Genomic DNA, 16,111 nt, shown 5'->3' on the forward strand with positions numbered 1-16,111 from the left:
GTGGATCATTCTGGATGGACATTGCCGAAGACCCTGCCCTGTTGCTGGCGCTGCTGGATGCCGCCGTCGACGCCATCGTCGTGTCCGATCGCCAGGGCACGATCCTGCGGCTGAACAGCTCGGCCGCCGAGCTTTTCGGGCGCGACGCGGAGGATCTTCGCGGCCAGAACGTGCGCGTCCTGATGCCGCCCGGCATGGCCGTGCGCCATGACGGTTTCATGCACCATTACCTGAGCACGGGCGAGCGCCGGATCATCGGCATCGGCCGCGACGTGGAGGGCCAGCGCGCGGACGGCACGGTGTTTCCGCTGCACCTGTCGGTGGGACGGGCCGACATCGCGGGCGACGTGGCGTTCGTGGCGATCCTGCACGATCTGAGCGAGCGCAAGGTCGCCGAAGAGTCGGCGGCCCGGTCCCAGCGCATGGATGCGATCGGGCAAATGACCGGCGGCATCGCCCATGATTTCAACAACCTGCTGACCGTCGTGATCGGCAACCTGGAGCTTCTGCAGGAAACCAAGACCGCCGGGAAGGCGGGCGCGCTGATCTCGGACGCGCTGGAGGCCGCCGAGCTGGGTGCGGACCTGACCTCGCGGCTGATGGTCTTCGCCCGGAAAAGCCCCCTGGCCCACGAGATCATCGACCTGAACGACGTGGTCGCGGGCTCGATTTCCATGCTGCGCCGGACGCTGGGGCCCAGGACCGAGCTGAACTCGGCGTTCGCCCGCGACCTGTGGCTGGTGCGGACCGACCCGACGCAGTTGCAGACGGCCGTTCTGAACCTGGTGCTGAACGCGCAGGACGCCATGCCGGGCGGCGGGCGCGTGTTCCTTGAGACGCAGAATATCCAGCTGGACGACACCTATGTCGCGCAGGATATCGGGGTGTCGCCGGGCCGCTACATCCGCCTGACGGTCAGCGATTCGGGCGAAGGCATGAGCCCCGAGACCCGGATCCGCGCGATCGAGCCGTTCTTCACCACAAAGCCGCCCGGACGCGGCACCGGGATGGGACTGTCGATGGTCTATGGTCTGGTCAAGCAATCGGGCGGGCACATGACGATCTACAGCGAGCCGGGCCAGGGCACCACGATCAGCCTGTATTTCCCGGCCACGTCCGACAGCGCGGATGCCGCCGGTCCCGCGCCGAGCGATGCCGCCGATGCCCTGTTCGGCGCGGGGCGGCGCGTCCTGGTGGTCGAGGACGATGCGCGCGTGTTGCGGCTGACGACCTCGCGGCTGAGGGCGCTGGGCTTCGAATGCCTGACCGCGCAAAGTGGCGACGCGGCCTGGGCGCTGCTTCAGACCCGCGACGACATCGCGCTGGTGTTCACCGACCTGGTGATGCCCGGCACCCTGTCGGGGCACGACCTTGCCTGCCGGATCGCCGCGGCACGACCGCAGGTGCGCGTGCTGATCACGTCGGGCTTTTCCGAGGCGGTCCTGCCCGGCGGACGGGTCGAGGCCGCGTTCGAGATCCTGCGCAAGCCCTATCGCCAGGCCGACCTGGCCCGTGCCCTTCAGAACGTGCTTGCCGAGCGGTGATCTTGGGGCACGGCCTGCTGGCTGAGCATGTAGCCCACGCCCCGCACGGTCTTGATCAGCAGCGGGCGCGCGGGATCGCGCTCGATCTTCTTGCGCAACCGCGCCACCTGGTTGTCGATGGTCCGGTCCAAGGGCGTCCAGTCCGGCCCGTCGATCAGGTCCATCAGCCGGTCGCGCGACAGCGGGCGTTTCGCGTTCGCCAGGAACGCCGCGAAGAGCTTGAAATCGGCGGTGGTCAGCTCGCAATCGCGCCCGTCCCGCCCGATCAGCGACATGGCGTCCAGATCCACCGTCAGCCCGTCGAGGCACATCAGCCCGTGCCCCTGCATCGGCAGGGCAAGCCGGTCCGGGTGGGTCGGCCCGCCGCGGTCGGCCCGGCGCAGCACCGAGCGGATGCGCGCCAACACTTCGCGGATGTGGAACGGCTTGGTCAGGTAATCGTCGGCGCCCAGTTCCAGGCCCACGACCTTGTCGATCACGTCGTCCTTGCCGGTGACCATGACGATGGGCACGTCATGGTCGCGGCGCAGGCTGCGCGCGATCTCGAGCCCGTCATCCGCGCCCAGGTTCAGGTCCAGCGTCACCAGGTCGGGCAACGGCGGGTTCTGAAATGCCGCCCGCACGTCGGCGGCGCCGGCGGCCTCGGCCACGTCGTAGCCGTCGCTTTCGAGGCAACGCCTGAGAAGCAAACGGATCTTCGGATCGTCATCGACGACCAGCACCGTCTTGGCGGTCATCCTAAAGCCTCCAACGGGAATGCATTCTTTATAAACTTCGCAAATTGAACATGGCATCGGCGCAGGGATTCGGCACCGCACTGATACAATTTGTTACAATTCATTACCACGACTCGCCTCTGCCTGAGACGCGGCCCCCACACTCTGATCGGGTCTTAGCCAGGAGATTCGCGATGTATGTCACGCTGCCAACCGAACCTGCCTTCCCCGCCGCGTCGCTTCCCATGCGGGGCAGCCCGAAGCGCAGGGCCGCGTTTCAACGCACCCTGCGCTGCGCCGAGGGCCACACGCTGTTCTACGAAGGCGACGAGGCGGAGATGATCTACCAGATCAAATCCGGGGTCGTCCGCCTGACGCGGGTGCTGGAAAACGGGCGTCGGCAAGTGATCTCGTTCGGTCTGCCCGGCGACTTCGTGGGCTTTCCCGACGGCGACCGTCACCACAGCGATTGCGAGATCATCGCGCCCGCCGAGTTCATCGCCCACAGCCGCCGCGCGCTGGAAAGCGGCGAGGGCAACGTGGAAACCCACCGCCGCCTGCTGCACGCGGCGCTGCAGGAAATCAGCGCCATGCAGGATCATTTCATGATGCTGGCGCGCAAGTCCGCCATGGAAAAGGTGGCGTCGTTCCTTCTGGTGCTGTCGCAGCGCACCGGGATCGGCTTCGGCGCGCAACTGGCCGTGTCGCTGCCCATGAGCCGGGCCGACATCGCCGATTTCCTGGGATTGACGATCGAGACCGTCAGCCGCTGCTTCAGCCAGCTGCGCAAGGACGGCGTCATCGTGCTGGACACGCCCCAGAGCGTGCGGGTGCGCGACGCGGCCGCGTTGCGCCGCGCGGCACTGTCGACCGAATGATCCCGACCCGTCTAGTAGGCCCCGTCCTGTAGGACGTGGTCGTGGCCCAGCTCTTCGAGGCCGCTGGCGATTTCGTCGGCGGCCGTGGGATGCGCCAGCAGGTAGTGCGAGGTGGGCGTCACCGCCCGCTCGGCGGCCAGCGCCAGCGCCTCGTCCCAGTCATCGGCCGCGAAATCGCCGCGCCCGATCCACATGAGCGCGACGAGCTCGTGCTGGTGGTCGGGATCCATGCCGTCGATTTCCTCGACCAGCTCTTCGATCGTGGCGTCGGGATCGACCTCTTCGGACAGGGTGATGTGATGGCCGCCCGCCTGCGCGTTGTCGCGGGCGTCGCGCGGCGTGTCCTCATCGCCCAGGCTGGCCGCGCGCATCTTGAAGATCAGCCGCCGCAGGTAGCCAGAGGGGATCGTCAATTCGACCCCGGTGTCGGTGTCGGTATCGGTGTCGGTGTCTTCGTCGCTGTCCATCCGGATCGATCCTTTCAGTCGGGCCACAAGTCGCGGATCTGGCGCGGCAGGCCCGCTTTCACGTCGCGCAGCTCGCCCTCGGAGATGCGGTTGTCGAGCGTGCGGAAGACGGCGACGATATCCTCGACGCCGCGCCAGTCCTGCATGTCGTCAAGCCGCTCGCCGACCGCGGCGATGAAATCCTCGGCCTTGCGTTCGCGAACCGGGGTGTGGGACGGCCGCCAGCCTTCGTAGAACATCCCGCGGATGAGCAGCGGCATCTGGGCGGCGAATTGCGCCACCTCGTCGTGGCCCAGGTGATCGCGGATCTGCGTCATGGTCTGGCGCAACAGCCGCAGCGCATCGCGGCTGCTGGTCCAGCCCAGCCGGTCGCGCAGCTCGTTGATCCATTCGTGGGTCAGTTGCACCGTGTGGTCGATCACTTCGAGTTCCTGGGCCGACATGCCGTCCTCCTATCGTTCGTCGCCCTCAACGGGGCGCATATCGACATCCAGGGCGGGGCCCGGATTGCCGATCAGGCGCTCGAACAGCGCCGTCGTCATGCCGCCGATGCCCAGCAGCACCAGCGCGAAATTCACCATCCAGCCCAGCACGGGAATGAAGTTGAGAAGCGCCGCGATGCTGACGCCGATCACCAGGGCCAGAAGCCTGATCCAGATGGCGGGGCGCGGATCGGCGCCCAGGCCGCGCAGCACGCGCATGGCCAGCACGTAGGTGCCCAGGATGTAGCCCAGCGTCCAGACGAGCAGCACCACCAGCACCACGATGGGCACCAGCGGGATGCCGACGACGGTCATGGCGCTGATCGGCACCAGACCGAACAGGATCGACAGGCCCAGCGTGCCCAGCACCAGCGACATGCCGGGCCGCGCGTCGATGCGCTCGCGCAGGTGGCGCACGGTTGCCGGTGCCAGCGTCAGGCACAGCGCGCCGATCACCACGAAAAAGCCCAGCGTCACCAGGAAGCCGCCCAGAAGCGACAGGAAATCGGGTCGGCCGGGAAAGTCCTGGTCTTCCCACATATGGCGGGCGCGCTCTGCCATCTCGCTGCGCTGGTAGGGCTCGTAGCGAATGCGATCGGCCGGGGCGACGCGCGCCGGGATCTCGACCTGCTCGGGCGCGGAATAGGTCAGCGTGCCGCCGACCCGCGCGTCGGGTCCGAAGGTCAGCGTCTCGCCGGTCAGCAGGGCGTCGCCCGCGACCGCGGCGTTCAGCGTCACCTTCGCGCCCACCGCCGCCAGGGCGCCCTCGACCGGGCCGTCCAGCGTCAGGCGCGCGCCCGCCAGCCGCGCGTTGCCCGCGATGGAGGCCCCCCGCGCGGTGCGGACGCTGAACCCCGAGGCGGTCAGATCGCCGCCCACCGGGCCGCCCACGCTGACCGACATGCCCACGGCCAGCAGGTCACCGCCCGTCGCCGCGTCCACGTCGACGTCGAAGCCCGCGGCGTGCGTGTCCTCGGCCACAGCACCGTCAAGCGACACGGTCGCCCCTGCCGCCAGCACGTCGCGCGCGGCGTTCAGCGGCGTCTGCGTGTCGCCCGAGCGGAAGATGTCGCCGCCCAGTTCGCGGTCGCCGGACTGGGCGCTGCAGGGGGATGCGAGCGCCAGTGCGACACAGACCAGCAAGGTGCGCTTCAACCCGTCCATCGGTGTCATCCTCCGGCATAACTGCCCGAAAGGATTGCCCGATCCGGTCTTCTTGGTAGTTGATCGGAATCAAGTCACCGGCACGAAATCACCGTTAGGCCTGTGGGCGCCACTTTCGGCATCCCCACGCAGACTGACGGAGGAATCTTGCATGTCGAAACAGAAAAACCTTCCCCAAACCGCCGACGACCCGATCGGCTGGCCGCTGATCCAGTCCTTCCAGTCCGAGCTGAACCGCATGTTCGACCGCTTCAACGCCAACCCGTTCGGGATCGAGCACAAGCTGATGCCCGCGCTGGACGTGGCTGAAACCGATAACGCGGTGGAGATCACGGCCGAGATCCCGGGCGTGAAATCCGAGGACCTGGACGTGTCCATCGTCGATGACACGCTGATCCTGAAGGGTCGCAAGAGCGACGAGCGCGAGGAAAGCGGCAAGGACTGGCACCATGTCGAGCGCAGCTTCGGCAGTTTCCGGCGCCGCGTGCCGCTGGGCTTCTCGCCCAAGGACGGCGAGGTCGATGCGTCGTTCAAGGACGGCGTGCTGACGCTGAAGATCGCCAAGCCCGCCGAGGCCAAGCAGGTCGCCCGCAAGATCGAGATCGCAGGCAAATGAGTGCGGCCCGGACCGCGCCGCGGTTCGGGCGATTAAGACCAACGCCACAGAAGGGACGACGCCATGACGATCAAGACCGTTCTTGCCTGCCTCACCGACGAACAAGGTGCCGACAGCCTGATGAAGGCCGCCGCCGCCCTGGCCCGGCGCCACACGGCGCACCTGATCGGGCTGCACACGCTCGAAGCGCTGATGGTCTATCCCGCCATCGCCATGCACGTGCCCCAGGACGTCTATCGCACCTATGGCGAGTCGCAGCTGAAGAAGGCCGACGCGCTGAAGGCGATCTTCGATCGCCACACCCACGCCGAGGATTTCGTCGCGGAATGGCGCCTTCTGAAAAGCCAGACCCAGACCGCCGCCGAGCGGATCGTGGAAAGCGGCCGCTGTGCCGACGTGGTCATGATGTCATCGGCGGCGGCCGATTCCGATCACGGTGCGCAGATGTTCCTGGTCGAGCAGGTCATCCGCGACGCGGGTCGGCCCGTCATCGTGGTGCCGCAGGGCTTCGATGGGACCACGCTGGGCCAGTCCATCCTGATCGGCTGGAACGCCACGCGCGAATCCGCCCGCGCCGCGCACGACGCGCTGACGCTGATGCGCGAGGGCGACATGGCCCATATCCTGCGCGTGGACGACACCGAATACGACGCCATGCGCGACGCGACGTCGACCGACCTGGCCGCGGCCTTCGCCCGCTACGGGATCGAGACGACCCTGATCCACGTCACGTGGGAGGATCCGTCGGTGGCGGACACGCTGAACCGCACGGCCTTCGAGAAGGGCGCCGACATGATCTCGGTCGGGGCGTTCGGCCATTCGCGCGCCTACGCGCTGGTGATCGGCGCGGCGACGCGCAAGTTGCTCGAACATATCGACATGCCGGTCATGTTCTCGCGCTGAGATGCGTGGCCGGACGTGGCCGAGCGTTCGGGGTGTCGTGATCGGGGTGGGCTGGCATTTGCGCGCGCATTTGCCGAACGGTCGCGCACTTGATCCACATCATTCCGGACGCAGCCCGCGTTGCTAGGCTGCGGCCATGTTTCCCTGTTCAAAGGACCGGTGTTATGGCCGAAGAGGTAAAAGTCGAGAAGAAGACAATCGTCGAAGAGATCGAGGTGGCGGGCAACCAGCTTGTCGACCGGGTCAAGGAATTGGCCAAGGAAGGCAGCGTGCGGCGGTTGAAGATCGTCGCGGATGACGGCGATGTCTTCCTGGAAACGCCGCTCAATATCGGCCTGGCGGTCGGCGGCGTCGTGGTGCTGGCCGCGCCGTGGCTTGCCATTCTGGGCGCGATCGCGGCCATGGTCAGCAAGGTGAAGATCGAGGTCGAGCGCGAAAAGGACGACGCCGCGGACTGAAGCCGGGGGCCGGGGGATTATCCCTGCCCGCCCCGCGTGGACGGGCGTTGCGCGTCGTTCCGCCCCGGACCGGCGGGATGTGATCTCGATCAACGTCGGCCCGTGCGCGGGCCGGTAAGGTTGCGGCACGGCCATAACGGGCCCGCATCCGACCATCGAAAGAGATGCCATGCCGTCCAGACGATCCACCACAGACACACCATCGCCCATCGAGACGCTTCGGACCCTTCCCATGAAGATCCCCGAGCCGCCGCCCGTGCCGGAGCCGCCCGAGGACCACCCTTACCTGGCGCTGGACCGGATCGTGAACAACATGATCTCGCGCTCGACCGGCGGGGTGTCCCCGTTCTCGGTGTTCCAGGCGTGGAGCGATTGGTCCCTTCACCTCAGCCGCGCGCCCGGTCGCCAGGTCGAACTGCTCGAGACGGCGATGCGCAACATGCTGAAGGTTGCCGCCCACGCCGCACGGTCCCTGTCGACAGACGAGGATCCGCCGTTTCGCCCCAGGCCGCTGGATCACCGGTTCACCCATCCCGGCTGGGGCAACATGCCCTTCGCCTTCTGGCAGCAATCCTTCCTTGCGACGCAGGATTGGTGGGACCACGCCACGGACCAGCTGCACGGGTTGAGCACCGCGGATTCGGACCGGGTGCGCTTCATGGTGCGCCAGGCGCTGGACCTGGTATCGCCGTCGAACATGCCCGCGATGAACCCCGAGATCATCGAGCGCACGCTCGACTGCCACGGCACCAACCTGGCCGAAGGGGCGCAGCATTTCGCGGACGATCTGCTGCAGACCCTGACGCAATCGCGCAAGCCGCCGCCCGAGGGCTTTCAGCTGGGCAAGGACCTGGCTTGCACGCCGGGAAAGATCGTGCACCGCAACGAGCTGTTCGAGCTGATCCAGTACACGCCGACGACGCAGAAGGTGCATCCCGAGCCGATGCTGATCGTGCCGGCCTGGATCATGAAATACTACGTCCTGGACCTGTCGCCCGAGAACTCGATGGTCCGCTTCCTGGTCGAGCAGGGCTTCACCGTCTTCATGATCTCGTGGTGCAACCCGACCCGCGACCAGGCGCATCTGTCGCTCGAGGATTACCGCAAGGACGGTGTCATGGCCGCGCTGACCGCGATCCGCGCCATCGTCCCCGGTCAGAAGATCCACGCGACGGGCTATTGCCTTGGGGGCACCATCCTGGCGATCGCGGCGGCCACGATGGCGCGCGACGGGGACGATCGGCTGGCCTCAATCACGCTGCTGGCGGCGCAGGTGGATTTCTCGGAACCCGGCGAGCTGATGCTGTTCCTGGACGAAAGCCAGCTGGCCTTCCTGGAGGACATGATGTGGGCGCAGGGCTACCTGGACCGCCCGCAGATGAGCCGGACCTTCGCCACGATCCGGGCCGAGGACCTGATCTATGCCCGCGCGGTCCGGCGCTATTTCCTGGGCAAGGAGGATCTGCCGTCGGACCTGACCGTGTGGAACAACGACACCACGCGGATGCCTGCGAAGATGCATTCGGAATACCTGCGCGGGCTGTTCATGGAAAACCGGCTGACGGCGGGCCGCTTCGCGGTCGAGGGACGCGTGATCGCGCTGAAGGACATCGCCGCGCCGCTGTTCATCGTGGGCACCGAGGCGGACCACATCGCGCCGTGGAAATCCGTCTACAAGGTGCGGCTTTTCACCGAAAGCGATTTGACCTTCGCGCTGACCAGCTCGGGGCACAATGGCGGGATACTCAGCGAGCCGGGCCACCCGCGGCGGCACTACCGGATCGGCGCGCGCAAGGCCGGGGCGCGCTACGTGGATCCGGACACCTGGTACGCGACCCACGACGCGATCGACGGGTCATGGTGGATCCCGTGGGCCAAGTGGCTACGCGGCGCGTCCTCCGGCGCGCAGAAGCCGCCGCCCATGGGCGCGCCCGAGGCCGGGTATCCGCCGCTGATGGAAGCGCCCGGCAGCTACATCTTCCAGCCCTGACGCGCCCAAGGCCGCCCGGCCCGGCGACCTGATCGGGATCAATGCGCCCGCCCCGCCCTGCACGGAAGATGGGAGGCGACATGCGCGAAAGGGAGGCAGACGTGAAGGACAAGGCGCCGGGTGACATCGCCGCGATCCTTGGCATGGATGCGCGGCGCGCGGGGCGGCGGGTCTGGGTCCTGCTGGCCGTCGCCGCCCTGATCCTGGCCGCGATCGGGTGGTACCTGCTGGGCCGCGCCGGATCCCCGCAGGCCGTCGGCTACGTGACCGCCCCGGCCGCGCGGGGCGACATCGTGGTGACGGTCACCGCCACCGGCACTGTCGAGCCCACCAACCTGGTCGAGATCTCCAGCGAGCTGTCGGGCACGCTTGCCACCGTCGAGGTGGACTTCAACGACGCGGTCGAGGTGGGCGACGTGCTGGCGCGGCTCGATACCACGAAGCTGGACGCCCAGTTCCAGATCGCCAAAGCGTCGCTGGATGCGGCCATCGCGCGGGTGGCGGTCGCCCAGGCGTCGCTGGACGACGCGCGCGAGAAGTTCGAGGCCGCGCGCGACCTGGACCAGCGGGGCGTCACGCCGCACCAGGCCTACACGACACAGCAGGCCACGTTCCGACGGGCACAGGCCGAGCTGCAGCTGGCGCAGGCCGACAAGTCGCTGGCGGAGGCCAACCTGGATCTCTACCGCGCCGAGCTGGACAAGGCCTGCATCTGCTCTCCGATCAAGGGGGTGGTGCTGGACCGGTCGGTGGATCCCGGCCAGATCGTGGCGGCATCGCTGTCGGCGCCGGTGCTCTTCACGGTGGCCGAGGATCTGAGCGAAATGGAATTGCAGGTCGACGTGGACGAGGCCGATATCGGCCGGGTCGCAATCGGCAACGCCGCCGAGTTCACCGTCGATGCCTATGACGAACGGCGCTTCCCGGCCGAAGTGTCCGAGGTGCGTTTCGCGTCCGAGACCATCGACGGGGTCGTGACCTACAAGACGATCCTGACCATCGACAACGCGCGGATGCTGCTGCGGCCCGGCATGACCGCCACCGCCGATATCGTCGTGGCCGAGGTGTCGGATGCACTGGTCGTCCCAAACGCCGCGCTGCGCTACGCCCCGCAACGGGCGCCCGAGGATGACGACGCGCGCAGCGGGCTTCTGGGGATGCTGATCCCCGATCGGGCGGACGATGCGGGCCGGGGCAACGACCGGACGCTGTGGGTGCTGCGGGATGGCGTGGCGCAGGAAATCCCGGTGCGGGCGGGTGACAGCGACGGGCGCGTGACGGAAATCCTGGAAGGTCCGCTGACCGAAGGGGACAGGGTCATCACGGAACAGAACGGTGGCTGACCCGCCGCTGATCCAGCTGACCGGCATCACCCGGATCTACGGGTCGGGCGAGATCGCGGTACACGCGCTGGACGGGGTGGACCTGACCATCGAGGCGGGCGAATTCGTGGCCATCATGGGGCCCAGCGGGTCCGGCAAGTCCACGGCGATGAACGTGATCGGCTGTCTCGACAGCCCGACGGGCGGTCAGTACCGGTTCAACGGAATCGAGGTGGCGGGTCTGAGCCGCGACCAGCGCGCGCTGCTGCGCCGCCATTTCCTGGGCTTCGTGTTCCAGGGCTACAACCTGCTGCCGCGCAGCTCGGCCCTGCACAACGTGGAACTGCCGCTGATCTACAAGGGCGTGGGCCGCGCCCAGCGCCGCGCGGCGGCCACGGAAGCGCTCGGCAAGGTGGGCCTGGCGGGCCGCGCGCACCACGATCCCAGCGAGCTGTCGGGCGGCCAGCAGCAGCGCGTGGCCATCGCCCGCGCGCTGGTGGGCGATCCGCAGGTGGTGCTGGCCGACGAGCCCACGGGCAACCTGGACACCCGCACGTCGGTCGAGATCATGGAGATGCTGCAGGCGCTGAACCGGGACGAGGGGCTGACCATCGTCATGGTCACGCACGAGGCGGACATGGCCGCTTACGCCGACCGGCTGATCTGGATGGTCGACGGGCGGATCGCGCGCGACGAGCCCACGCGAAAGGCGTCCTGACATGCTTTGGGAAACCATCCGGCTGGCGATCCAGGCGATCTTCCGCAACGCCATGCGGTCGTTCCTGACGGTGCTGGGGGTGGTGATCGGCGTGGCCGCGGTGATCGCCATGGTGACGGTCGGCCAGGGCTCGACCCGGCAGGTCACGGCGGACGTGGAGAAGCTGGGCACCAACATCGTGATGGTGCTGCCCGGCCAGGACACGATGCAGGGCGGCCCCGGCGGCACGGCCGACCCGATGTTCACGCTGGCCATCAACGACGCGGTGCAAGAGCAGATCGCCGCCGTGGCGCTGTCGGCGCCGATCAGCCAAAGTCGGGCGCGGGTCGTCTTCGGCAATGAAAACCGCCGCACCGACATCATCGGCACCGACAACCGCTATTTCGAAGCCGCGCGGTGGGAGCTGCAGCGCGGGCGGCTGTTCGAGCCCGCCGAGGTGCAATCGGGCAAGCCGGTCTGCGTGATCGGCGAGACGGTGCGCGACAGCCTGTTCGGAAACGCCGACCCGGTGGGCGAGACGGTCCGCATCAAGGCGCTGTCCTGCGAGGTCGTGGGCTGGCTCAAGTCCAAGGGCGCATCGACCTTCGGCAGCGACCAGGACGATTTCGTCATCCTGCCGATCCGGACCTATCACCGCCGCATCGCGGGAAACACCGACGTGTCCACGCTGTTCGTGTCGGTCCGCGACGGCGCCTCGATCCAGCGGACCATGGACGACATCACCCTTCTGATGCGCGACCTGCGCCGCATCGGCCGCGGCGAGGAGGACGATTTCGAGGTGGTCGACATGAAGCAGTTCGCCACCATGCTGTCGGGGATCACCGACATCCTGACGGGCCTGCTGTCGGCCGTTGCCGCCGTCAGCCTGCTGGTGGGTGGCATCGGGATCATGAACATCATGCTGGTGTCGGTCACCGAGCGCACCCGCGAGATCGGCATCCGGCTGGCCATCGGCGCACAGGCGCGCCAGGTGCTGCTGCAGTTCCTGGTCGAAGCGATCATCCTGTCGCTGATCGGCGGGCTGATCGGCATAGCACTTGGTCTTGGGCTGGCGATCCTGGGCGCGCGGTGGCTGGCGATCCCGTTCACGCCCGACCCGGGCATCATCCTGCTGGCCTTCGGGTTCTCGGCGCTGGTGGGGATCGTGTTCGGCTACTTCCCGGCCCGCCGCGCCGCCCGGCTGGACCCGATCGAGGCGCTGCGCCACGAATGAGCGTGCCCTAGCGCGGGGTGTCGGTGAAGCGCAGCGACCCGATCAGGCGGACGATCGAGGCGTGCGGCCCTTCGTCGGCATCCTTGTGATCGACGCCGAGCTCGACGGTGTCGCCCTTTTCCAGCGTGTCGTAGCGATCGTCTTCCACGGCATTTCGGTGGAAATAGATCAGGCGTCCGTCGGTCGTTTCGATCTGGCCGCAATCGCGGGCGGGGTCGAGCGACGCGATCCTTCCCTGCAAGGGCTGGACGTGGACGTCGGGGCGGCCCTTGTGGGTGTCGCTCCACTTGCGGATCTTGCGTTCCAGCGCGTTGAACGAATCGCGGATGGCGACACGCAGGTCGGTATGGGCCTGGTCGTCGCCCGGATGGTGGGTGATGGCAAGCGTCTGGCCCGGCATCTCGGCCGACAGATCGACGATGTATTGCGTGGCCTTGTGCTTCTGGTGCGGCGCGCGGACCCAGACGTGGCACTTGTGGATATCGGGGCTCATGGCGTCCAGCCGCGCGATGCGTTCGTGGATGCGGGCCTCGATGTCATCGGACTGGGCGAGGCCCTGGAAGGTGATGTCAGTGGGCACCGTCACGGCCGCCTCCGTCGTTGCGTGCGGCCGAGCCTAGCGGGCCGGCGCCGCGATCGGTTGACCTTGGTCAACTGCCCGGCCGGTCCGACGCCAGAAGCAGATCGCGCAGCCTGGCGTCGTAGAACGCGTCCAGCCCGGCCCGGTTCAGGTGGTCTGTGTCGAAGTAATGCCCGGGCTCGGGCACGTCGCCGGATGCGTCGATCAGCGCGATGCCCTTTTGGTTCAGAACCCCGGCGAGCAGGGCGTGGATCTCGGCCTCGGCGGGCAGGGCGTCGGCGAAGGCGGGGGGCAGCGGCGGCTTCAGAACGTGGACGTCGGCCCCGGATGCCCGCGCGCGGTGGATCAGCTGCGACATGGCGTCAAGATAGCGCCGGATGGTGTCGGGATCGGGCGGGGTCTCGGGATAGAGAAACCCGATCCGCGCGGCGACCGCGTGGCGGGACGGGCGTTGGGTCTGGTCGAAATCGGCGGCCCCCTGCCAGCCCACCTGGGGGAACCGCTCGACCGGGTTCAACTTGGAAAATCCCGTCAGGTAGTCGGCCAGAGCGGTCAGGGGCATGTCACCCGCAAGGGTGCGGCGGGTCAAAAGCCGGGCCGTCACCGGGTCGAGCGGCGTCCGGGCCAGGAGCTTGCGGTCGGACAACCGCGCTTCGTTCCAATCTCGGCTGGTGAGGGCGAAGCTGTCGGCCACGTAAAGGACGCGCCGGACATCGAGCGTCTCCAACGCGCGCTGCAGGATCAGGTCGGCATAGACCGGTCCCGTCCCGACCTCGGCCAAGACCAGCATCGACAGCCCCGCATCCTCGGCGACCCGACCGGGCAGATCGCCGAAGGCGAAGGGAAGCGCGTGCGACGCGCCCAGGACCAGCCAGTCGACCTGCCCGCCGTCGAAAGCCGCCAGCCTTTGCAGTGCGGTCTCGGGCGCCATGGCCCGCACGCCGCGCTCGGCCCGCCAGACGAGCGCGGCGTAGAGCAGCACGAAGACCAGGCCAAACACGATGGCCTGCCGCAGCGTGAAGGTCTGACGCGCTTGCATGGGTTGGTCTGCCTTCCTGTCAGAATTGCATGTAGACGAAGCTTTGGCCCTGCCAGCGGCCGAGCAGGATCAGCGCGAAGAGGCACGCATACCACGCCGACCAGCGCAGCGGGCGGGGCGCTGTCCGAAGCCGCGTGACCCATGCCGGACGCTCGCAGACCAGCTCGATGGTCAGCAGCGCCAGGATCAGCGCGGCGAGGAACCGATGCTCGGGCGTGAACGGATAGCGGGCCAGCAAGGCGGGCAGATCCGGCAGCGCCGCCCAAATCCGCGTCAGCACCGTGATCCCGTCGCCGAGGTCGGCGGCCCGGAAGAAGATCCAGGTCACAAGGATCAGGTGGAACACCAGCAACGCGGCCAGCGCGCGATAAACCATGCCGCCGAAGCCGTTTCCGATCCGGGCGGCGACAGCCTTGCGCGGGCCACGCAAGGCGCGCTCGACCCACAGCAACAGGCCGTTCAGCGCGCCCCAGGCCACGAAGCCCCAGCCGATGCCGTAGCCGAGGCCCGCGTGCCAGATGCCGCTCAGCACGAAGACGACCATGATCCCGGCATACATCCGGGCGGGCGTCCGGCGCGGGCCCAGGATCGGATGATAGACGTAGTCCCGGAACCAGTCCGACAGGGTGATGTGCCAGCGCTTGCCCCAGAAATCACCGATGGACCCCGCGAAATAGGGCCGCCGGAAGTTCTCGGGCAGCTTCAGCCCGAAGGCCAGCGACGCGCCGCGCGCCATGTCGGTGTAGCCCGAAAAGTCGCAGTAGATCTGGAAGGCGAAGAAGTAGGTGGCGATCAGCAGCTCCATCGGGACCGCGTAATCGGGGATGGCGTAGGTACGGTCGACGAAGGGGGCCAGGTTGTCGGCGACGACCACCTTCTTGACCAGCCCCCAGACGAACAGCTGCGCGCCGAGGACCAGGAACGACGCGCGCGGCAGGGGACGCTTGCCAAGCTCGCGCAGGAAGGGGTCGATCCGCTGGATCGGACCGGCCAAGATCTTCGGAAACCAGGCCAGGTAGGTGACGTCCGCGGCGATGCCCGCGCTTGGGTTTGCGGCGGCGCGATAGCGGTCGACAAGCAGGGCGATGGCCATGAAGGCGTAGAAGGAAAAGCCCGCGGGCGCGGCCAGTCCGTGCGTCGGCAATCCCGTCCCGGCGACGAGTGGATCGTAGTAGCGCAGCGCGAAGAGCAGCGTCAGGACGCCCCCGACGCCGCCCCAAAGCACCGCCTTCCGCGGGCCTGCCGCGGGACGGGACAGAGTGCGGCCAGCGACCAGGACAATCCCGGCAACGGCGGCGAGATAGGCCAGGTTCGATAGCCCGAAGCTGGCGTAGTAGAGCACGCTGACCAGCAGCATCCACCAGAGCCGCACGCCCCGTGGCAGCAGCCAGAAGACCAGCGCGGCTGCGGGCAGGAAGACCAGGAAGCCGGGCGAAGTGAACAGCATCAAGGCCCCCCGGATTTCAGTAGGACGCGCCCCCGGCCCGCAGCTCGGGCGGCACCAGGTCGATGGGGATGCCCGCGTTCAGGACCAGGTAGTCGGCCAGCGCGCCGCGCTCGTCCTCGGTCAGGTTTATCTCGATATGGCTGGGCTTATGCAGGGTGCCCAGCCAAGCGTCGCGGGTCCGGTCCTGGGTCACGACCACGGTGACGATATGGCAGGACTGGCACTGCGCCAGCACCATGTCGCGGCCGTCGCGCGGCAGATCGCCCGCGGGGTCCATGGGCGCGTTGGCGGCCAGGTACTGCGCCAGCGTGTCCAGCTGCCAGCTGTCGATGGCACTATCGGCCTGCGCCGCGACCAGCTTGTCGCGCCATGCCGCGGCATCGCCCGTTTCGGTGGCGATGGCATCCGCCAGATCGTCGTTCAGGCCGGTCCGGGCCAGCCCTTCCAGAAGCGTCCGGCCGCCGTCGGGGATGAAGTCGAAAACATCGTCCTGACCCGATGCGGGACGCGTCTGCCACGGAATCGTCGCGGCCGCGAGGGCGCAGATGAGGGCTGGAATGATGCGCATCGGTCC

17 protein-coding genes are annotated in these 16,111 nt (G+C 67.8%); 9 read left to right on the plus strand and 8 right to left on the minus strand.

What is annotated here, in order from left to right; translation table 11 throughout:
• The first annotated feature begins 14 nt into the window (after positions 1-14).
• Entirely contained in the window at positions 15-1,544 is a 1,530-nt protein-coding gene (locus tag ILP92_RS13130; RefSeq protein ID WP_198916866.1) for a PAS domain S-box protein, read from the plus strand.
• On the opposite strand, the gene ILP92_RS13135 is transcribed toward ILP92_RS13130, so the two are convergent.
• Complete coding sequence (locus ILP92_RS13135; RefSeq protein ID WP_198916867.1) at positions 1,520-2,281, minus strand: response regulator; 762 nt, start codon at positions 2,279-2,281, stop codon at positions 1,520-1,522. The two genes, ILP92_RS13130 and ILP92_RS13135, sit on opposite strands and share 25 nt — an antisense overlap.
• A gap of 173 nt (positions 2,282-2,454) precedes the next feature.
• Here ILP92_RS13135 and ILP92_RS13140 point away from each other — a divergent pair, with 173 nt between their 5' ends.
• Positions 2,455-3,138 (plus strand): helix-turn-helix domain-containing protein, encoded by a 684-nt coding sequence (locus tag ILP92_RS13140; protein WP_198916868.1) that lies wholly within the window; start codon positions 2,455-2,457, stop codon positions 3,136-3,138.
• Between the two features lie 11 nt (positions 3,139-3,149).
• Here the strand turns inward: ILP92_RS13140 and ILP92_RS13145 are convergent, their stop codons facing one another.
• The 3 genes from ILP92_RS13145 to ILP92_RS13155 are packed head-to-tail and all read right to left on the minus strand — an operon-like array spanning position 3,150 to position 5,251.
• On the minus strand, positions 3,150-3,605 hold the full coding sequence (locus tag ILP92_RS13145) for a DUF3775 domain-containing protein (protein ID WP_198916869.1): 456 nt from the start codon (positions 3,603-3,605) through the stop codon (positions 3,150-3,152).
• Between the two features lie 14 nt (positions 3,606-3,619).
• On the minus strand, positions 3,620-4,048 hold the full coding sequence (locus ILP92_RS13150) for a DUF2267 domain-containing protein (protein WP_198916870.1): 429 nt from the start codon (positions 4,046-4,048) through the stop codon (positions 3,620-3,622).
• Positions 4,049-4,057: 9 nt separating this feature from the next.
• Positions 4,058-5,251, minus strand: coding sequence for a DUF8173 domain-containing protein (locus ILP92_RS13155; RefSeq protein WP_198916871.1), 1,194 nt, complete (start codon positions 5,249-5,251; stop codon positions 4,058-4,060).
• 151 nt (positions 5,252-5,402) lie between these two features.
• Here ILP92_RS13155 and ILP92_RS13160 point away from each other — a divergent pair, with 151 nt between their 5' ends.
• The 7 genes from ILP92_RS13160 (at position 5,403) to ILP92_RS13190 (ending at position 12,471) form a co-directional block, all read left to right on the plus strand.
• Entirely contained in the window at positions 5,403-5,867 is a 465-nt protein-coding gene (locus ILP92_RS13160) for an Hsp20/alpha crystallin family protein (protein WP_198916872.1), read from the plus strand.
• Between the two features lie 63 nt (positions 5,868-5,930).
• Positions 5,931-6,770: a universal stress protein gene (locus ILP92_RS13165; RefSeq protein ID WP_198916873.1), complete on the plus strand. Its 840-nt coding sequence runs from the start codon at positions 5,931-5,933 to the stop codon at positions 6,768-6,770.
• A 164-nt stretch (positions 6,771-6,934) separates the two neighbouring features.
• Positions 6,935-7,228 carry a DUF4342 domain-containing protein gene (locus ILP92_RS13170; RefSeq protein ID WP_198916874.1) on the plus strand — a complete coding sequence of 98 codons (294 nt, stop codon included), beginning with the start codon at positions 6,935-6,937 and terminating at the stop codon, positions 7,226-7,228.
• Positions 7,229-7,397: 169 nt separating this feature from the next.
• Positions 7,398-9,218, plus strand: a complete 1,821-nt coding sequence (locus tag ILP92_RS13175; protein ID WP_198916875.1) for a PHA/PHB synthase family protein — start codon at positions 7,398-7,400, stop codon at positions 9,216-9,218.
• A gap of 80 nt (positions 9,219-9,298) precedes the next feature.
• A complete protein-coding gene (locus tag ILP92_RS13180; RefSeq protein ID WP_214650048.1) occupies positions 9,299-10,561 on the plus strand; it encodes an efflux RND transporter periplasmic adaptor subunit in 1,263 nt (420 codons plus the stop codon).
• On the plus strand, positions 10,554-11,258 hold the full coding sequence (locus ILP92_RS13185; protein ID WP_368667886.1) for an ABC transporter ATP-binding protein: 705 nt from the start codon (positions 10,554-10,556) through the stop codon (positions 11,256-11,258). Before ILP92_RS13180 ends, ILP92_RS13185 begins: the two co-directional genes overlap by 8 nt.
• A 1-nt stretch (position 11,259) precedes the next feature.
• On the plus strand, positions 11,260-12,471 hold the full coding sequence (locus tag ILP92_RS13190; protein ID WP_198916876.1) for an ABC transporter permease: 1,212 nt from the start codon (positions 11,260-11,262) through the stop codon (positions 12,469-12,471).
• A 7-nt stretch (positions 12,472-12,478) separates the two neighbouring features.
• Here the strand turns inward: ILP92_RS13190 and ILP92_RS18875 are convergent, their stop codons facing one another.
• From ILP92_RS18875 to ILP92_RS13210, 4 genes are all read right to left on the minus strand, one after another.
• On the minus strand, positions 12,479-13,057 hold the full coding sequence (locus tag ILP92_RS18875; RefSeq protein ID WP_198916877.1) for an HPF/RaiA family ribosome-associated protein: 579 nt from the start codon (positions 13,055-13,057) through the stop codon (positions 12,479-12,481).
• Between the two features lie 64 nt (positions 13,058-13,121).
• Positions 13,122-14,090: an SGNH/GDSL hydrolase family protein gene (locus tag ILP92_RS13200; protein WP_198916878.1), complete on the minus strand. Its 969-nt coding sequence runs from the start codon at positions 14,088-14,090 to the stop codon at positions 13,122-13,124.
• A 19-nt stretch (positions 14,091-14,109) separates the two neighbouring features.
• Complete coding sequence (locus ILP92_RS13205; protein WP_198916879.1) at positions 14,110-15,537, minus strand: MBOAT family O-acyltransferase; 1,428 nt, start codon at positions 15,535-15,537, stop codon at positions 14,110-14,112.
• A 16-nt stretch (positions 15,538-15,553) separates the two neighbouring features.
• Positions 15,554-16,105, minus strand: coding sequence for a hypothetical protein (locus tag ILP92_RS13210; RefSeq protein ID WP_198916880.1), 552 nt, complete (start codon positions 16,103-16,105; stop codon positions 15,554-15,556).
• Positions 16,106-16,111: the final 6 nt, after the last annotated feature.

This window comes from Palleronia pontilimi (genome assembly GCF_016412875.1).
Lineage (GTDB): Bacteria > Pseudomonadota > Alphaproteobacteria > Rhodobacterales > Rhodobacteraceae > Palleronia > Palleronia pontilimi.

Coding starts and splice junctions, on each gene's coding strand:
- ILP92_RS13130 (WP_198916866.1), top strand. CDS start 15: ATGGACATTGCCGAAGACCCTGCCCTGTTGCTGGCGCTGCTGGATGCC.
- ILP92_RS13135 (WP_198916867.1), bottom strand. CDS start 2,281: ATGACCGCCAAGACGGTGCTGGTCGTCGATGACGATCCGAAGATCCGT.
- ILP92_RS13140 (WP_198916868.1), top strand. CDS start 2,455: ATGTATGTCACGCTGCCAACCGAACCTGCCTTCCCCGCCGCGTCGCTT.
- ILP92_RS13145 (WP_198916869.1), bottom strand. CDS start 3,605: ATGGACAGCGACGAAGACACCGACACCGATACCGACACCGACACCGGG.
- ILP92_RS13150 (WP_198916870.1), bottom strand. CDS start 4,048: ATGTCGGCCCAGGAACTCGAAGTGATCGACCACACGGTGCAACTGACC.
- ILP92_RS13155 (WP_198916871.1), bottom strand. CDS start 5,251: ATGGACGGGTTGAAGCGCACCTTGCTGGTCTGTGTCGCACTGGCGCTC.
- ILP92_RS13160 (WP_198916872.1), top strand. CDS start 5,403: ATGTCGAAACAGAAAAACCTTCCCCAAACCGCCGACGACCCGATCGGC.
- ILP92_RS13165 (WP_198916873.1), top strand. CDS start 5,931: ATGACGATCAAGACCGTTCTTGCCTGCCTCACCGACGAACAAGGTGCC.
- ILP92_RS13170 (WP_198916874.1), top strand. CDS start 6,935: ATGGCCGAAGAGGTAAAAGTCGAGAAGAAGACAATCGTCGAAGAGATC.
- ILP92_RS13175 (WP_198916875.1), top strand. CDS start 7,398: ATGCCGTCCAGACGATCCACCACAGACACACCATCGCCCATCGAGACG.
- ILP92_RS13180 (WP_214650048.1), top strand. CDS start 9,299: ATGCGCGAAAGGGAGGCAGACGTGAAGGACAAGGCGCCGGGTGACATC.
- ILP92_RS13190 (WP_198916876.1), top strand. CDS start 11,260: ATGCTTTGGGAAACCATCCGGCTGGCGATCCAGGCGATCTTCCGCAAC.
- ILP92_RS13200 (WP_198916878.1), bottom strand. CDS start 14,090: ATGCAAGCGCGTCAGACCTTCACGCTGCGGCAGGCCATCGTGTTTGGC.
- ILP92_RS13205 (WP_198916879.1), bottom strand. CDS start 15,537: ATGCTGTTCACTTCGCCCGGCTTCCTGGTCTTCCTGCCCGCAGCCGCG.
- ILP92_RS13210 (WP_198916880.1), bottom strand. CDS start 16,105: ATGCGCATCATTCCAGCCCTCATCTGCGCCCTCGCGGCCGCGACGATT.